At 31.5% G+C, this 16,224-nt stretch carries 18 protein-coding genes; 6 read left to right on the forward strand and 12 right to left on the reverse strand.

Going from position 1 to position 16,224, the window contains the following annotated elements; genetic code table 4:
- Positions 1-69 precede the first annotated feature (69 nt).
- The 3 genes from JM47_RS00855 to JM47_RS00865 all read left to right on the forward strand — a co-directional run bounded on the left by JM47_RS00855 (position 70) and on the right by JM47_RS00865 (position 2,998).
- Positions 70-1,068: a GA module-containing protein gene (locus JM47_RS00855; protein ID WP_208895129.1), complete on the forward strand. Its 999-nt coding sequence runs from the start codon at positions 70-72 to the stop codon at positions 1,066-1,068.
- Positions 1,044-1,403 carry a hypothetical protein gene (locus JM47_RS00860; RefSeq protein ID WP_208895130.1) on the forward strand — a complete coding sequence of 120 codons (360 nt, stop codon included), beginning with the start codon at positions 1,044-1,046 and terminating at the stop codon, positions 1,401-1,403. Before JM47_RS00855 ends, JM47_RS00860 begins: the two co-directional genes overlap by 25 nt.
- Positions 1,404-1,747: 344 nt before the next feature.
- On the forward strand, positions 1,748-2,998 hold the full coding sequence (locus JM47_RS00865) for a GA module-containing protein (protein ID WP_208895131.1): 1,251 nt from the start codon (positions 1,748-1,750) through the stop codon (positions 2,996-2,998).
- 99 nt (positions 2,999-3,097) lie between these two features.
- Here JM47_RS00865 and atpC read toward each other — a convergent pair whose 3' ends face one another.
- The 11 genes from atpC to JM47_RS00920 form a co-directional block, all read right to left on the reverse strand.
- Positions 3,098-3,508 (reverse strand): ATP synthase F1 subunit epsilon, encoded by a 411-nt coding sequence (atpC, locus tag JM47_RS00870; RefSeq protein ID WP_208895132.1) that lies wholly within the window; start codon positions 3,506-3,508, stop codon positions 3,098-3,100.
- Positions 3,508-4,902: a F0F1 ATP synthase subunit beta gene (atpD, locus tag JM47_RS00875; RefSeq protein ID WP_038102074.1), complete on the reverse strand. Its 1,395-nt coding sequence runs from the start codon at positions 4,900-4,902 to the stop codon at positions 3,508-3,510. The genes atpC and atpD overlap by 1 nt, the downstream gene beginning before the upstream one ends.
- A 23-nt stretch (positions 4,903-4,925) precedes the next feature.
- Positions 4,926-5,786 (reverse strand): ATP synthase F1 subunit gamma, encoded by an 861-nt coding sequence (gene atpG / locus JM47_RS00880; RefSeq protein ID WP_038102077.1) that lies wholly within the window; start codon positions 5,784-5,786, stop codon positions 4,926-4,928.
- Position 5,787: 1 nt separating this feature from the next.
- Positions 5,788-6,618, reverse strand: coding sequence for a hypothetical protein (locus JM47_RS00885; protein ID WP_244870386.1), 831 nt, complete (start codon positions 6,616-6,618; stop codon positions 5,788-5,790).
- Complete coding sequence (gene atpA / locus JM47_RS04045) at positions 6,618-9,542, reverse strand: F0F1 ATP synthase subunit alpha (protein WP_318023482.1); 2,925 nt, start codon at positions 9,540-9,542, stop codon at positions 6,618-6,620. Before atpA ends, JM47_RS00885 begins: the two co-directional genes overlap by 1 nt.
- Complete coding sequence (locus tag JM47_RS00895) at positions 9,535-9,840, reverse strand: F0F1 ATP synthase subunit delta (protein ID WP_038103022.1); 306 nt, start codon at positions 9,838-9,840, stop codon at positions 9,535-9,537. Before JM47_RS00895 ends, atpA begins: the two co-directional genes overlap by 8 nt.
- 7 nt (positions 9,841-9,847) lie before the next feature.
- Positions 9,848-10,378 (reverse strand): ATP synthase F1 subunit delta, encoded by a 531-nt coding sequence (gene atpH, locus JM47_RS00900; RefSeq protein ID WP_038103019.1) that lies wholly within the window; start codon positions 10,376-10,378, stop codon positions 9,848-9,850.
- Positions 10,379-10,383: 5 nt separating this feature from the next.
- A complete protein-coding gene (gene atpF / locus JM47_RS00905; RefSeq protein ID WP_081847826.1) occupies positions 10,384-11,004 on the reverse strand; it encodes a F0F1 ATP synthase subunit B in 621 nt (206 codons plus the stop codon).
- Between the two features lie 61 nt (positions 11,005-11,065).
- Positions 11,066-11,395 carry a F0F1 ATP synthase subunit C gene (locus JM47_RS00910; RefSeq protein ID WP_208895133.1) on the reverse strand — a complete coding sequence of 110 codons (330 nt, stop codon included), beginning with the start codon at positions 11,393-11,395 and terminating at the stop codon, positions 11,066-11,068.
- Between the two features lie 52 nt (positions 11,396-11,447).
- Entirely contained in the window at positions 11,448-12,260 is an 813-nt protein-coding gene (locus JM47_RS00915) for a F0F1 ATP synthase subunit A (protein ID WP_038103012.1), read from the reverse strand.
- 11 nt (positions 12,261-12,271) lie between these two features.
- A complete protein-coding gene (locus JM47_RS00920; protein ID WP_038103009.1) occupies positions 12,272-12,733 on the reverse strand; it encodes a hypothetical protein in 462 nt (153 codons plus the stop codon).
- 243 nt (positions 12,734-12,976) lie between these two features.
- On the opposite strand from JM47_RS00920, the gene JM47_RS00925 reads away from it, so the two are divergent.
- The 3 genes from JM47_RS00925 to JM47_RS00935 are packed head-to-tail and all read left to right on the forward strand — an operon-like array spanning position 12,977 to position 15,800.
- Entirely contained in the window at positions 12,977-13,747 is a 771-nt protein-coding gene (locus JM47_RS00925; RefSeq protein ID WP_208895134.1) for a hypothetical protein, read from the forward strand.
- Positions 13,748-13,789: 42 nt separating this feature from the next.
- Positions 13,790-14,791, forward strand: coding sequence for an iron chelate uptake ABC transporter family permease subunit (locus JM47_RS00930; RefSeq protein ID WP_208895135.1), 1,002 nt, complete (start codon positions 13,790-13,792; stop codon positions 14,789-14,791).
- Positions 14,792-14,801: 10 nt separating this feature from the next.
- Positions 14,802-15,800 carry an iron chelate uptake ABC transporter family permease subunit gene (locus JM47_RS00935; protein WP_208895136.1) on the forward strand — a complete coding sequence of 333 codons (999 nt, stop codon included), beginning with the start codon at positions 14,802-14,804 and terminating at the stop codon, positions 15,798-15,800.
- A 50-nt stretch (positions 15,801-15,850) separates the two neighbouring features.
- Here the strand turns inward: JM47_RS00935 and rplL are convergent, their stop codons facing one another.
- Entirely contained in the window at positions 15,851-16,219 is a 369-nt protein-coding gene (gene rplL / locus JM47_RS00940) for a 50S ribosomal protein L7/L12 (RefSeq protein ID WP_038102513.1), read from the reverse strand.
- Between the last annotated feature and the right edge of the window lie 5 nt (positions 16,220-16,224).

The following is a 16,224-nucleotide window of genomic DNA, read 5'->3' on the forward strand; positions in this document are numbered from 1 at the left end:
ATTTCAAATAAATCCAAGCTTTGATAAAAGGAATTTTAGACATAATTTACTATCAAAGGATTTATAAATATGAGTAAATTCAAAAATAAGAAGGCACTAGCTTTATCAGTTGGTGCTATTATGGCAGGGGTTAGTGTTATAGGGATAGTTGCAGCTTGTGCACCAACGAAAGCCAAACCGAATAAACCTACTGAAAAGAAAGTAGAACAACCACAAACAGGTGGTAATCAATCTTCAAATCCTGGAAGTGGAAGTACTACAGCAGGAAGTAAACAAGGTTCAGAAACTGGTGGTTCAACTAATACAAACCCAGAAACTGGAAGCACTACAAATACAACTAAACAAGGTTCTGAAAACAGCGGAACTACAAATTCATCAGGCGGTTCAACTAACACTAACCCAGGAAGTGGGAATTCATCAAATCCAGGAAACCAAGGTTCACAAAATGGCGGATCAACAGAGGGGTCAAATGGTTCAACTAACACTAACCCAGGAACTGGCGGAGAAAACAATGGATCACAAAGTGGTGAAACACCAGATTCATCAAATAGTTCAACAAATACAAACCCAGGAACTGGTGGAGAAAATAGTGGTTCACAAAATGGCGGATCAACTGAAAATACTAAAAATAAAGAATTAGAAAATAAGAAAAAAGAAATTAAAGAAAAAATTTCTAAATTACCTTATTTATCTGAAGCTGATAAAAAGAGCTTCAATGACCAAGTTGATACTATTACAGATCCTTCTAAGGCTAATGAATTAGATACAATATTCACTAAAGCTCAGAAAAAAGATAACGAAGAAAAAGTTAAAAAAGAAGAAGCTGAAAAGGCAAAAGCTTTTGAAACTAAGAAAAATGAAGCAAAAGACGCAATAACAAAATTAAATAGTCTTTTAACCAGTGATAAAGAAAAATACAAAGAAAATATTGATGCAGTTGTAAAAATTGAAGAAGCTCAAAAAATTGATCAAATTGTAAAAGAAGCCACGATAAAAATAATGTACGTAAAAACAAATTCACTCCAACTAAAGCTTTACTTGAAGTGTTTAATGATCATAACTATTTAACTTTTGAATTTAATACTTCTATTGAAACATATAATGAATTAAAAAATAAAAAGTTAATTCTAGAACTTGAAGTTGCTGGAGAAGATGGTCTAACACATGTACCTAGCCCTGATAGTGCAGCAGTTTATGGTGAAGAACCAAATCAATACTATATAATTGGTGGCGTACAAAAAGATGGCTTAATTAATGTTAGAATTGGAACTCATAGTTATTTTGATGCTTCAACAAATTCAAAAAAAGGAAAATATAAACTTACATCTTTATACAGAGCTGATGACGGAAAGAAAACTAACTTATTAAACGAATCGTCTAGCGAAGTTAAAATAACTTGATAATTAAAAATATTTTAGTTAAAAGATTAAAACAACCTACTAACTTATAATATTGATTTCACTAATGATGTTAATTTCATATACAAAAAACCGACTGGAAAAGTTGGTTTTTTCTTTCTGATAATTTATATTTTTATCAAACAGATAACAGAGAACGGATTCATAAATAACAAAAAATACTAATCCTAAAAAATATCTTTAACCGGAACATTTACACACAAAGTCCTTTTTTTTTTTTTTTTTTGAAGCACGAAAAATTGAATTTAGAATTGCTTTATATTTCTCAAACCAAACTTTTAAAAAGGAATTTTCAACATAATTTTAACTATCAAAGGATTTATTAATATATGAGTAAATTCAAAAACAAAAAAGCACTAGCTTTATCAGTTGGTGCTATTATGGCAGGGGTTAGTGTTATTGGAGTAGTTGCAGCTTGTGCACCAACGAAAGCGAAACCAGCTAAACCCACTGAAAAGAAAGTAGAACAACCACAAACTAGCGGTAATGAATCTTCAAACCCAGGAAGTGGGAATACAACAAATCCAACTGGTCAAGGTTCAAACAGTGGTGGAACAACAAATGCTAATCCAGGAAGTGGTAATTCATCGAACGCAGGAAGCCAAGGGTCAGAAAATAACACAACAACTCCACCAAGCGATTCTTCAACTCCAGCTCCAAATCCAGAAACTACACCTAAAGATCCAAAAACTGATGGTGATAAATCAGATGTGGGTTCAGGTAACCAATCTGGTTCTAAAGATAAAACTGATCAAACTCCAGAAACTCAACAAAACCCACCAACTGATAAAGAAAAAGAATCTGAAAAGGATAATCCAAAAGTAGGAGAAACTCCAAAGGATTCAGGAACACCACAAAGTGATAGCTCTAAACAAGGTGAATCTACTGAAAAACCTGACAGCAAACAGTCTAACGGGCAAACAGGTGGTTCTCAAGGAGTTGGTTCAGCACAAAGTGACGGTTCAACTGGAGATAGTTCTACCAATGAAGTAGAAGAAAAGAAAGATGAAATGGTACAACCACAAAATGGAGAAGCTCAACAAGACGAAAAAGCCGAGCAAGATCTAACAGCTAAGAAAGCTGAAGCTAAAAAAACTGTTTCTGAATTAACTAATCTTCTAGATGCTGAGAAAAAAATGTTTGAAGCTAAAATTGAAGAAGTTAAAGAAGTTAGCAAATTAACAGAAATAGAAAAGATTGTAAAAGACGCTCAGGATGTTGATTCTAAGAAATTCCATTCTGTTGTTGTTCAAAGAGATCCAAAAAACGGTTATTTAACATTAACAATCAAAACGCCTTTAAAAAACTACAATGAAAATATAAAAAATAAAGAATTAATATACACTATTGAGCGTGAAGGTTTCCAACCTCTAACATCAGGCTCACAAACAGTAAAAGTTGGCGGAAAAGATGTGTATACTAGTGAGTTAGCTGGTGACCCAACACCATTCCAAGTCTTCCCATCTCTTCCATTCTTAAATAGTGAACCAGGTAATTACAAAATCATTAAAATAACTTTAAAAGATAAACCAGAATTCAATTTATTAGGTGCTAAATCTAAACCTACATTCAAAATCTAATTAATAAATTTAGTAAATAATCAATATACAAATTATTAACTAAAAACCCATTAATAAGACAAAATAAAAACCAAGCCAAACGGCTCGGTTTTTTTCTTTTTATCGATCCTTGTAAGCAGCTAAGACAGCTTCGTTTTGTTTGATTAAAGCTTTAATCTGCATACGTTTTTTGTCATCGTTTGTTTTTTCGAAGTCTTGTTGGTGTTGTGCAAGTTCTTTTTGAACACCTTCAACACTAACACTTTCTAAAGGAATAAAGTAGTCGCAAAACACACGAACTTGGTGTTTTTCTACATAAATAATTCCTTCTAAAAGAATCATTGGTTTTCGATTTGAACTTGGTGTTGCTCGAATGTATGCAACATGGTTAACAATGGGTGAAACTAATGGGTTGTGATCTGGTAAGATCGCAATTCGACCTTCAGATGTTTTCACTTCCACACTATATACATCCTCGCTATAAAGTTGAGCATGAGGAGTAACAATTTTTAGTTTTGTTAATTTACTCATTATTTATTACTATTTGCTTTTGCAAATACATCATCAATCTTACCAACATATAAGAAGTGTTGTTCGTGAATATCATCACACTCACCATCTAAGATTTGTCTAAATCCTTCTACGGTGTCTTCGATTTTTACTGAAAGCCCTGGTTGACCAGAGAATTTTTCAGCGACGTGACTTGGTTGACTTAAGTAGTTACGTACCTTACGAGCACGCATTACTAATTGACGGTCTTCTTCACTTAATTCATCAATCCCTAAAATAGCGATGATGTCTTGTAGTTCAACGAATCGTTGTAAAATTCGAATTACTCGTTGAGCAACTGTATAGTGTTTAACACCAACTACAGCTGGATCTAATAAACGACTTGTTGATTGAAGTGGTGAGATCGCTGGATATAGCCCAAGAGAAGCAATTGCACGGTCTAAAACCACTTTTGCATCTAAGTGAGAGAAAGTAGTTGCAGGAGCTGGGTCAGTTAAGTCATCAGCTGGCACATAAACTGCTTGAACAGATGTAATTGACCCTTTTTTAGTTGAAGTAATTCGTTCTTGTAATTGACCCATTTCAAATGCAAGTGTTGGTTGATAACCAACCGCAGATGGCATACGTCCTAAAAGAGCAGATACTTCAGACCCTGCTTGTGTGAAACGGAAGATGTTATCAATGAATAAAAGAACGTCTTGTCCAAAAGCATCACGGAATTCTTCAGCCATTGTTAAACCACTTAAAGCAACACGCATACGTGCACCTGGTGGTTCGTTCATTTGTCCGAACACTAGAGCAGTTTTATCTAATACTCCAGATTCTTCCATTTCGTAGTATAAATCGTTTCCTTCACGAGTACGTTCACCAACCCCAGCAAAAACTGAAAGTCCACCGTGGTTTTTTGCAACGTTGTGAATTAATTCTTGCATAAGGACAGTTTTACCTACCCCAGCTCCACCAAATAGACCAATTTTACCCCCTTTAGCAAACGGAACAAGTAAGTCAACAACTTTAATTCCTGTTTCAAGAATCTCAATAGATTCAGCTTGTTCTGCAAAACTTGGCGCAGGACGGTGAATCGGCATACTTTTACCAATTGGTTTAGGTTTGTCATCAATTGGATCACCAATTACATTAAACATACGACCCAAAACTTGTTTACCAACAGGCACATTAATTGGTTTGTTTGTGTTTATGACTTCTAAACCACGTTCTAATCCATCTGTAGTATCCATCGCGATACAACGAGCAATATTGTCACCACTAAGTTGGGCAACTTCAAGTACAAGCTTTTTGCCATTATTATCAACCTCAAGGGCTGTATTTACTTTTGGTAAGGCATCAGATGGGAATCGCACGTCAACAACAGGACCTAAAACTTGGTGGATTTTACCTTTTTTTGTTTGTAACATATTAATATCCTTCTAGTTTTTGGTTATTCATCATCACTACCAGCGACGATTTCTGTAATTTCACTTGTAATTTTACCTTGGCGTAATGTGTTATATGTAAGTTTGTAGGTGTCAGCAAGTGATCTGGCGTTTTTTGTAGCTGCTTCCATTGCATTTCTACGAGACGCATTTTCACTAATGTTTGAATTCAGTAAAGCATCAAATAGCACAATGGCAACATAGCTAGGTAAAATCATTTTAATAATATCTTCCTTGTTAGGTTGGAAAATAATATTATCATGCTCTAATTCTAAACCAATGTTATTCTTTTTAATAACTTCATCCTTATTAAAAGGAAGTACACTAATAACTTCTGGCTCAAAACTAATTGCGTTTACAAATTTTGTATAAACCACTTTAATAGTATTAACTTCACCATTTAAATATAATTCAAGAGCCTCTTTACCAATAGCAAGTGCCATTTCAAAAGTCATATCATTATCATTTAAATTTAAGAACTTATTAACTTGGTGCTGGCGTTTTGTAATTCGCATATTATCATTACCTTTTCTACCAATTGTAAAGGTAATATCTTCTGATTTAATTAATTCATTAACTAAACGGTTAACATTAAAGTTATAAGAACCTGCTAACCCCATTGTTGAATTAATAGTAATATATAAAGTACGTTTTTTAGCATTAGGAATGGTTAAAAAATCAACATCTTTTACAACAGATAATAATAAACCGATAACTTCATAGTAGTTTTCATAATATGTTTGAATATCAGCTAATTTGTTACGTTGTCGTTTTAGTTTCGCAGTTGCAACCAATTTCATTGCATTAGTAGTTTTAGCTGTTGATTGGATAGATGCGATTTTACGTTTAATCATATCTAAAGACATATTAGTGAGCCTCTAGATTTAAATGTGAATTGTTTGCAAGTTTATTTTTCTTTTGGGCTTTTTTATCAGCTTTTGATTGCTTGATTGCATATTTTTGTTCTGCGCTTAGTTTTGGTTTTAAAACTGTAATAAGCTTAACGACAATAATTACAAATGTAATCATTTGTGGCATCATGCAAGTTATGAATATCCAATAGTATGCATGATAGTTGTCTTGGTAAAGATCAATCATTTTCATACGTGTTTGAGCCATTTTACTTAGTGAGTTATTATGGCTGTCAACAACAGATGAATCAAGATTAGCAAATGCATTAGTGAATTTATAGAATCATGATTCTTGCCCCCCGCTTAACACTTTAACAGCAAATCCTCATGTACCATTATGGTTAATAGAACCTTGTGAGTGAGAGTGCATAAAGGCATGAACAGCTTCATTAAATTCTTTAGGGAATTTACTTATAGCTTGATGATCGTGTTTAACTATTGCATTAATAGCATCTTCAAAAGCTTTATTGCCATATGTTGTTTTAAAGTTTTCAATCGCTTTAAATAAAACTTGATAGTTAGCATGAGGATCATACTCAACAAATGACATAAATGATTTTTCTTTAGCAATATTTGCTACATGGATTGGTTCAATTAATTCTCCATTTCCATCCACAGCAGCACGTGCAATTTCAAAACCAGGATTTAATAGACAAAGAACAGTAAAAGCAGCAGTTGCTGTAAAAATGCATACTACTAAAGCGGCAATAAATCAAGGTGTAAATATTTGCTTCGCCTTTGATTGAGATGTAAACTCATCAAATGTTTTATTACGCTTAAATTTCATTATTTTAAGTAAGTAAACCCGCTAGGGCCCCTTTTCATATCAAAACTTGCTAATTCCTTAGGATTACGATATTTATATACACGAGATGCAATCAAAGCATGTGCATCAGTATGATCCATAAAGTAGTTTTTAAATACTTTGTTTGTAGAAATAACTGAGTAATCTTTGTAGCTATCTCACATTCTTGAAACTTTACCCTTTTTAATATCTAGTAAATCAAATTCACCAAGAACTTTTTTAATTGGTGAAGTTACATAAACAACTACACGGCCAACAGGATAAACTGGGGTTACTTTAAAGAAGATAGCAGATTTTCCGTTGTCAAATAGTTCTATAGCTTCATCTGGTGAAACAGAAATCATAACAGTTTGTTTTTCAATACCTTCAATAGCTTTTTCTGATTTTACTAAGACTTGTTGCTCACGAGCTTGAACTTCATCTTCTGAAGCCGCTTGTGCCATCTTAATTTCTTCAGCAGCGTGTATTTCCTCAGCTTCAAGTCTTAATCGCTCTGCTTCTTCTTGAGCTCTCTTAGCTTCCTCAGCTTCAAGTCTTAATCGCTCTGCTTCTTCTTGAGCTCTCTTAGCTTCTTCAGCTTCAAGTCTTAATCGCTCTGCTTCTTCTTGAGCTCTCTTAGCTTCTTCAGCTTCACGAAGTGCCCTTTGAGCTGCTAATCTTTCTTCTTCAAGGCGTTGTGCTTGTAATAGCGCTTCTTCTTGTTCCTTACGAGCTGCTTCTTCTTGTTGGATTAATAAAATACGTTGTTCTTCTTCAGCTTTTAAACGCGCTTTTTCCTCTTCTTGAGCTTTCAATGCTTTTTGTTTTTCCTCATCACTAATTACATCGCAGTGGCAAGGTTTACAACAGTAAGCACAAAAACTTTGATGTTCAGTATCACGATAAATAAACTTACTAATTTCTAAGTGAATTGCTTTAATCAAAGCAGGTTCAACTTCCATTGTAATACTTTCTTGGCTTTCGATTATATTATAAAGTTCAGTATTAGATAAATTCTTAATTAAATATTGATTAAATTCAGAACGCTCAAAAGCATCTACATTTTCAATCATATTTAGATTTGATGCATAAGCAATAATTGCTTCATTAACATTAAACGGTTCTAATTGTTCATCATGATTATGACTAGTTTTTTTAAATTTTAACACTTCTAATTCACCTCCATAATGATTAGTATTTGAGCAATTGTGGTGAGTACATTTATGTTCTTGCTCATTATTATTTAAACTATCTTTTGAGCAACAAACTTCTTTTCCACAACATTCGCTTACTTCATGTTCTTCGATAACTTCAAATTCATGTTGGCTGTTACAGGGAATATTAGCATTCATCATACTACTATTTGATTCAAAAGAATCAAATGCTAATTTTTCTTCTTCACTTGAGGCAGTATGCTCTACATTATTGTGTAAGAAAACATTAATTGCACGTTGAATTGCACATCTAAATGCTAAAGTGTTTTGTTTATCAAACGCCTGTTTCTTTTCAAGATCAGCACGTAAGTTAGTGCCCTTCATATAATCAATTAAGAATTCTTTGAAATCTTGGATTTTTTCAACAGGAACTTGTGTAATCATCTTTTCTTTAACAGTAAATAAAATGATTGCCTCATCAGTTTGTGAATATGGTTTATTTGGCGCTTGTTTAATAATCGCCATTACTGATTTACCCAAATCTAAAATCCGTTTCGTCTCTTCATCTAAATCAGAACCAAATTGACTAAACGCTTCAAGTTCACGGTAGTTAGCTAATTCTAATTTTAATGAAGCTCCTGTTTGTTTAATTGATTTGATTTGTGCAGCAGATCCAACCCGGCTCACTGATTGACCAGCATCAATCGCAGGACGTTGCCCAGCGTTGAATAATGAAGTCATCATAAATAATTGACCATCAGTAATTGAAATTACATTAGTTGGAATATATGCTGAAATATCTCCAGCTTGTGTTTCTACAATCGGTAAAGCAGTAATTGAACCCGCCCCTAAATCATCATTTAATTTACATGCACGTTCTAATAAACGGCTATGTAAATAGAAAACATCACCTGGATAAGCTTCACGACCTGGTGGACGACGAAGTAGTAATGATAATGTACGATATGCGATAGCATGTTTAGATAAATCATCATACACAATTAGTACATCTTTACCTTCATGCATTCATTGTTCAGCAATTGTTACTCCGGTGAATGGAGCTAAGTATTGTAATGCTGGTAATTCAGATGCATTTGCAGCAACAACAGTTGTATATTCCATTGCCCCTGTTTTTTCTAAAGTACGAACAACATTAGCAACTGTTGAGTTTTTTTGACCAATCGCTACATAAACACAATTAACATTTCGACCACGTTGATTAATAATTGCATCAATTGCAACAGTTGTTTTTCCTGTTTGACGGTCACCAATGATTAATTCACGTTGACCTTTACCAATTGGAAACATTGCATCAACTGATAAAATACCAGTTTCTAATGGTTGATGAACTGATTTACGATCCATAACACCATGTGCAATTTTTTCTACAACATCAAACTTAGTTGCATTAATTGGCCCTTTATTATCAACGGGTTTACCAAGCGCATCAACAACACGACCCAACATACAATCGCCAACTGGGACTTGTACAATGCGATTAGTACGGTAAACTTTATCACCTTCTTTAATACCTGAGAATTCTCCTAAAATAACAATACCAACAACATCTTCTTCTAGGTTTAATGCTAATCCTTCAGTTCCATTTTCAAAACGAATAATTTCGTTTAGCATCACTTTATCAAGGCCATCAGCTAAAGCGATTCCATCTCCTAATGACACAACTGTACCAAACTCATTAACTACATGCGAATTAGTGTATTTTTTAAGTTTAGATTTTATGTCATTAATAATTGAATTATTTTTATTATTTATCACTTAACACACCCTCTTTCTCGTTAGTATTGATGATTTGTTTTAATTTTGTTCGAAGAGAAGAATCAATCGTTTGAGAATTAATTTTTAAAGCAACCCCGCCAATTAAACTAGGGTCAATGATACTTGTGAGAATGATATTTTTCCCATAAATCTTAGTTAATGCATTAAGAATACGATCTTTTTGTTTTTGAGACAACTCATATTTTGAACTAACTTCAATTCTAGTTATACCTTTGTCATAATTCTTAATTCTTTCACTAATTAAGCGTGAATATTTTTCTAATTTACTTTTCATACAAAGACTAATCTTCTAATAAAAATTGATTTAATTTAGTTTTGATCGATCCATCAGCTACCTGTGATTGAAAATTAACTTTAACTCCCCCTAAAATTGATTTATCAATATAAACTTTCGGGCGGAATGTTTTGTTATATTTTTTCTCATAGGCAGTTTCAATTTGATGAATATGTTTTGGTGATAATTCGAAAGCTGAAGTAATAATTAAATCTTCACAACCTAATTCCTCACCAATTAAATCATGAGCCTTTTTAATAATGCGATTAAATAATTTAAATAAATCACGATCGATTAGTAAATAAATTAAATTTAATAAGCATTGCTCAATCTCTTTACCAAAAACGTCCTTAGCAATGTTTTTACGAAATTCACTATCAATAGTAATATCACTTAGCTCATCAATAAAATTTGGAGCTTCTTGTATCACGGCTGCTAAGATGTTTAAATCATTTTCATACTTAGCAAGCTTTTTTGCTTCTTTTGCTATTTCAAAAATTGAATAAGCAAATTTTTCTACAGATTTGACTAACTTCACTTAAATTATTTCTTTAAATTAGTTTCTAAATCCTTAATGAATTCATCAACTAATTTATCATTATCTTCTCTTGAAATTTCTTTTTTCATCAATGCTTCTGCAGCAAAGAATGCTGCTTCACGAGCTTCAGATTGAAGACGTTTAAGTTCTGCTTCTTGTTCATGTGCAAAATTAATTCTTGCAGATGTAACGATTTTATCTGCTGCCTCACGAGCTTCTTGTTCTAATTGAGAACGATAAGATTGTGATTCAGCTTTTGTATTCGCAATAATTTGGCTAGCTTGTGTTTGTGCACTAAGGTGCTCTTGTTTTGCATTTTCTAAGTAAGCGATTGCTTCAGCTTTTGCTTCTTCAGCATCTTGAATTTCTTTAGCTATATATTCACGACGCTTGTCCAACATTTTATTTGTTGGTTTTCAAATTAATCATAAGATTAATGAGAATACCAAACACATTGCTCCAACTTGTGCTAAGAATACTCATGCATTAGGGAATAGAGTATTAATAATTTCAGTTGGATTTAGTTCAGGAATATCTGCTGTACATGATGCAATGAAAGGCACAAGAAACACACCAAGTGCAAGTGTAGACAAACTAGCTACTAAGTGTTTTTTGTTAATTTTCATAGATTTTGCCCTCATAATTTATTTTTTTCTTTAAATTTATTGTAATGAACGAAATAAACTACTAAGCAACGAAAATAATTAAAATAGAAACAATTAAAGCATAAATCGCAACGGCTTCAGCTAAGGCTAAACCAACGATCATTGTACTTAAAATTTTTGGTTGAGCTTCTGGATTACGAGCAACCGCTTGAACTGAGTTAGCAGTGGCAAAACCTTGCATTAAACCTACTGCACCAGCAGCCAACATTGTTAAACCTGCTCCTAAGTATTTACCTAAATAAGCAACTGCACCACCATTTTGAAGTTGTGTACCAGATACCGAATCAACGTTTGGTAATGAACCTGCATCAAGATGTGATGAAATAACATTAGTTAAATCAATAAAAGACATATTTGTTCTCCTTGTTTTTATTATCTAGTTTTGTGTATTTGAATTTAGAAGATTAAGCAACAGAAACCATTTGTTCTTTTGCCTGATGTTCCGCTAAACGTTTAGCTGCTTCTTTTTCAGCTTTTTTGTGAGCCACATGTGCATGATGTTCTTCAGCTTCTTTAATTTCAAGACCTCAATTAATGCTTGTAAGTAATGTGAACACGTAAGCTTGAATTGTTCCAGCAAACATTGTAAAGTAACCAATTAAAATTGGTAGAATTGTCACTGCTCCAATGATTGATATACCAATCCATGGTAGTGAGTTAGTGAATCCTGCAAATGCTCAGAATGTAATATTCAATAATATTGCAGCAGCAGTAATATTACCCCATAGACGGAATGTTAATGAAATAATTGGTGATAGCTTTGACACAATTTCAAGTGGGTTAACCATCACAGGAATACCTTTAATTTTTAGAGTAAACTTCAAGAAGAATGAAGCTTTTTGGTAACGTAAAGCGACAATTTGACCACCAATAACTGATGATAAAGCCATTGCTAATGGTACCGCAGATGCTGTTGTTGCTTCTTTAAAACCAAATAGCGAAACCATATTAGCTGTAAAGATATATGAGAATGTAAATAACACAAACGGCGCAAACTTAACATATTTTGCCCCCATTGTATCAACTACTAAGCCTCTAAAGAAATTTACAATAATTCCAATGATAATCACAAAGCGGTTTGGGATATCATGAACAGTTAATTTACGAACCATTGCAAAGTATACAATTGAAATAGTTGAAATGATTAAAGTAACCATAATAATCGCACCAATGTGCGGTAAAGCAATACCAATATCAAGTGGGTTATAACTTTCCATTTTTTCACCTCCTAATGTTTTAGAGATTTTTTGGTTTTTATGTTGTCATATATTTGTGTTCCTAATTGTGCTACTAACAATAATGCAGTAAGGACAAATAATGTAACCTCATTAAAAACTTCAGCTCCAAAAGCAAACCTATTTAATAAGATTCCAATTACAAGCGGCAATAATCCTGCCATATTAAAAAAAGCATATAAAATTGCAAAACTTGATATATTATGAAATCTAAATCGTTTTCGTTTGCCTACTAGATTGATTGCCTTATCTACTTTTGCTTTAAATAGTTTATTAATGATCCAATGTTTAAAGCTAGCAAGTAGTAGACATGAGGGAACAGTTAATAGATAAGCATAAAAAAATGATTCGCCGTTATTTAATCAAACCCCTAAAAATATGCACACTATTAAGCTTAGTGTTGCAATAGGTAGAAAGATTGATAAATAGGTTTGAATCACTTTATTGTACTGCACTATTATCCATACACTCTTAAACAAATTAATCAGCCAAAAGGGTTTGGCTTAGTATTATTATAATAAATTTCAAACCTTTTATAGCATTTCCTTATCTTTTTTTTAATTTATTCTTAACATAGTTAGATTTAACTTAGCTTTTAATTAATAATTAATTAATTTTTTATTTATTTTGTTGGTTTTTAGTAAGATATAAATAATAAACCGATCAAGAGATAAAATAAAAGATAAGGAAAAAATAAAGTGTTAGCTAATAAACTTTTTATTCAAATTATAAACAAAGAATCAGATGATCAAAAACCTAATTCTTCATTACCAATTATCTTAGAATATAGTGGTTTAGAAAATCAATTTTTATTATCTAAAATTAAAGAAATAGATGGTTTAGAACTTATTCATAATCAAGATGATGCAATCTATTGTAAATATCACAATATGAACTTATTAATCTGGATTCCAGAAATAGTAGAAGCAGCTAGTTTATTTGACAAAAACCAAACAGCTCTTAAAGTTAAAGGACTTGAAAACTTTAACTTAGTTAAACTAGATAAAGCAAAAACTGAATTTTATAGTGAAGATAAAATAAGAAGTTTAATTACTTTAGTTAACGCTATTATTATGATTGATCATTCTTTATTTAAACAATTAAATTTCTGAACAATTCATCTTAGTATTATTAATTGAAGCTTATATTTTTCAACCTATCTAAAAATCGATCATTTTTATACAAATGACTGGAAAAAAGATGTGTTTGGTTTTATTAATTATCAACAAAAGAATGAACTTAAAATTACAAACACATCTGATTTTGGTTTTGTTAATTTCATTATTAAATACCATCATAATGATCGATTTAATGAAGCTTATGTAGTAGCTAATGAAATACTAAGAGAAGTATTGTTAATAGGGGATGAACCTTGAACTAATCTATACCAAAAACTAAGTAGTAAATATAGTTTACAAAAAGTACAAGAACAACAAAAAATTACAATTTATGTTTTATTAAGTTTATAAATATGTAATAATTTTTATCGTTTTATTATGATTAAAATAAAGATGAATAGTTACAATAAATCGAAAACGATCCGTAATTACTTTTATACAACTAAGCAATATTTATATGTATTGTTTAGTTTTTGAATCATTTTAGCTATTGGTTTATTTATCTTTAATTGTTTATTTTATAACCAACAATGGATTTGAGAAATAGTTAGAAATAATATGAATCATTTAATTATTAATTATTTATATTTTCCTATTAGTTTGTTATTATTAGCACCAAGTTTATTATTAAGCGGGATCTCTTTACAAGCAAGTACTAAGAATCAATTAGCAGGACCTACTACACTTGGGATTTTTCCTTTGTGTGTACTTGGTTTATTATTAGCTCAGATTATGACTACTACTTTTTCATATCTATATATTGGATTTGGTTTAGGATTAGTTTTTAGTATTTTAGTGTTATTGATCCATTTCATTATTATTAATAAATATCCTAATAAACCAAGTGTTTCACTTGTGTTTGGATTTGTATTAGCTACTGTGATTACATCAATTAATGTATTAATAGCTACTAACTTTAAACAAGTTAATATTAGTTTTTTACAACTATTAGGTAATAGTAGTATTAAAGTGTCAACTAACCGGTTTATTTTAGGAATAGTTACTTTATCAGTAGGGTTGTTGATTTTAGTGATTAATGGATCTAAAATCAAATTAATTAATCAGAACTATGATCTAGCAACAGGGCTTGGGGCAAGAGTTAATTTAATTTATTGAAGTAATGCAGTTGCAAGTAGTTTAATTGGGATCAGTTGTTGTGTATTAGTTGGATCAGTAGCTTTAGTAGCGATTGTGATGCCTCATTTTGGAAGATTATTATTTAAAAGGTTTAATTATCAGACTCAAATTTGAGCAAGTATTTTAGCTACCATTATTTTTTTACAATTTGCTCATTCAATGGTTAGTGCTTTAGTTAAGATTAATTTAATTTATGTAACAGCTTTTATAGCTGCTATTCCTATGATTATATTAGTTAAGAAGCAAATGAAAACTTAAAGGGGTTAGTATGAACAATATTAGTTATTTCAAACCCCAACAAAAACCTAAAACTACTAAAAAGATTATTGTTAGTATAAGTTTAATAATAGGTACTATAGGGATTATTTTATTAAGTGTGGGATTAATATCACACTTCAGCAAACTTTTTATTTTATGAGAAAATTGAAAGTTTGTATTACAGTTAGTGATTTCAGGAATCTGTTTAGGAATTGGTGGGTTTTTAGTTCAAAGGATCACTAAGAACAGAGTTGTTGACACTTCACTTATGGGGATGGGAAACTTTAATTTAGTTTTAATTTCTTGTTTATTAGTATTTTTAGATTTAATTAAGTTTCAAAACCATCAACAATTAGAATATATTTTTCCTTTTATTTTCTTATTAGGATCATTAATAGTTAGCTTCTTAATTAATTATGTAGCTAAAGATAATGGTGTTTTTATTAGTAAGAAAATAATTATTGCTGGGATCATTATTAATTTATTAACAATTATTTTTGCTCAATCTGCAAGATTGTTTATGAGTCTTGAAAATAGTGCAAGAATTAAAAGTTTAGTATTAGGGAATATAGCTATTAAAAGTGATTTTGAATTCAGTGTTAGTTCATTGTTTATGTTAATAGCTATTGTTTGATTAGGACTAAGAGCTAAATACATTGAGCATATGTGTACATCTGAATTAATTGCAATTCAGTTAGGGATTAACACTAAACAACTAATGCAAGAAATCTTAGTCTGTTTAAGTTTACTTGTAGCTGCAAGTTATAGTTTAAATGGTAATTTAGTGTTTGTTGGGATCTTTGCATCACACTCCGCTTTTAGAATTACAAAAAACCAGATCTTTAAAGGCATCTTTATTAGTGGTGGGTTTGGTTTAATTAGTACTTTATTTGCTTTATTAATTTGTAAAGGTTTGTTTAATTTAGAAGCTAATCAAACTTCAATATTTATTCCATTATTGTGTGGAGTATATTTATTAATTAATCTTTTTATTAAAAGAAGACAATAAAAAACCAGGAGCATTTCCTGGTTTTTGTGTTAACTTTAATTTATTTTTAATTAAGCTAATTCAACTTTTGCGCCAAGTTCGTCAAACTTCTTCTTTAATTCGTTTGCTTCTTCAACCTTAACGTCTTCTTTAATTACGCTACCAGCAGTTTCAGCTGCAGCTTTAGCTTCCATTAATCCTAATCCAGTAATTTCACGGATAAGTTTAATAACACCAACTTTGTTAGCACCAGCTTCAAGTAATTTAATAGTTACTTCAGTTGGAGCTTCAGCAGCTGCAGGAGCTGCTGCCATTGCTACAGGAGCTGCAGCTGATACACCAAATTCAGTTTCGATTGCTTTAACTAAGTCGTTAAGTTCAAGCATTGACATTTCTTTAATTGCTGCGATAAATTGTTCAATAGTTAATTTAGATGACATAATAC

Source organism: Ureaplasma diversum (assembly GCF_000941095.1).
GTDB lineage: Bacteria > Bacillota_I > Bacilli_A > Mycoplasmatales > Mycoplasmoidaceae > Ureaplasma > Ureaplasma diversum.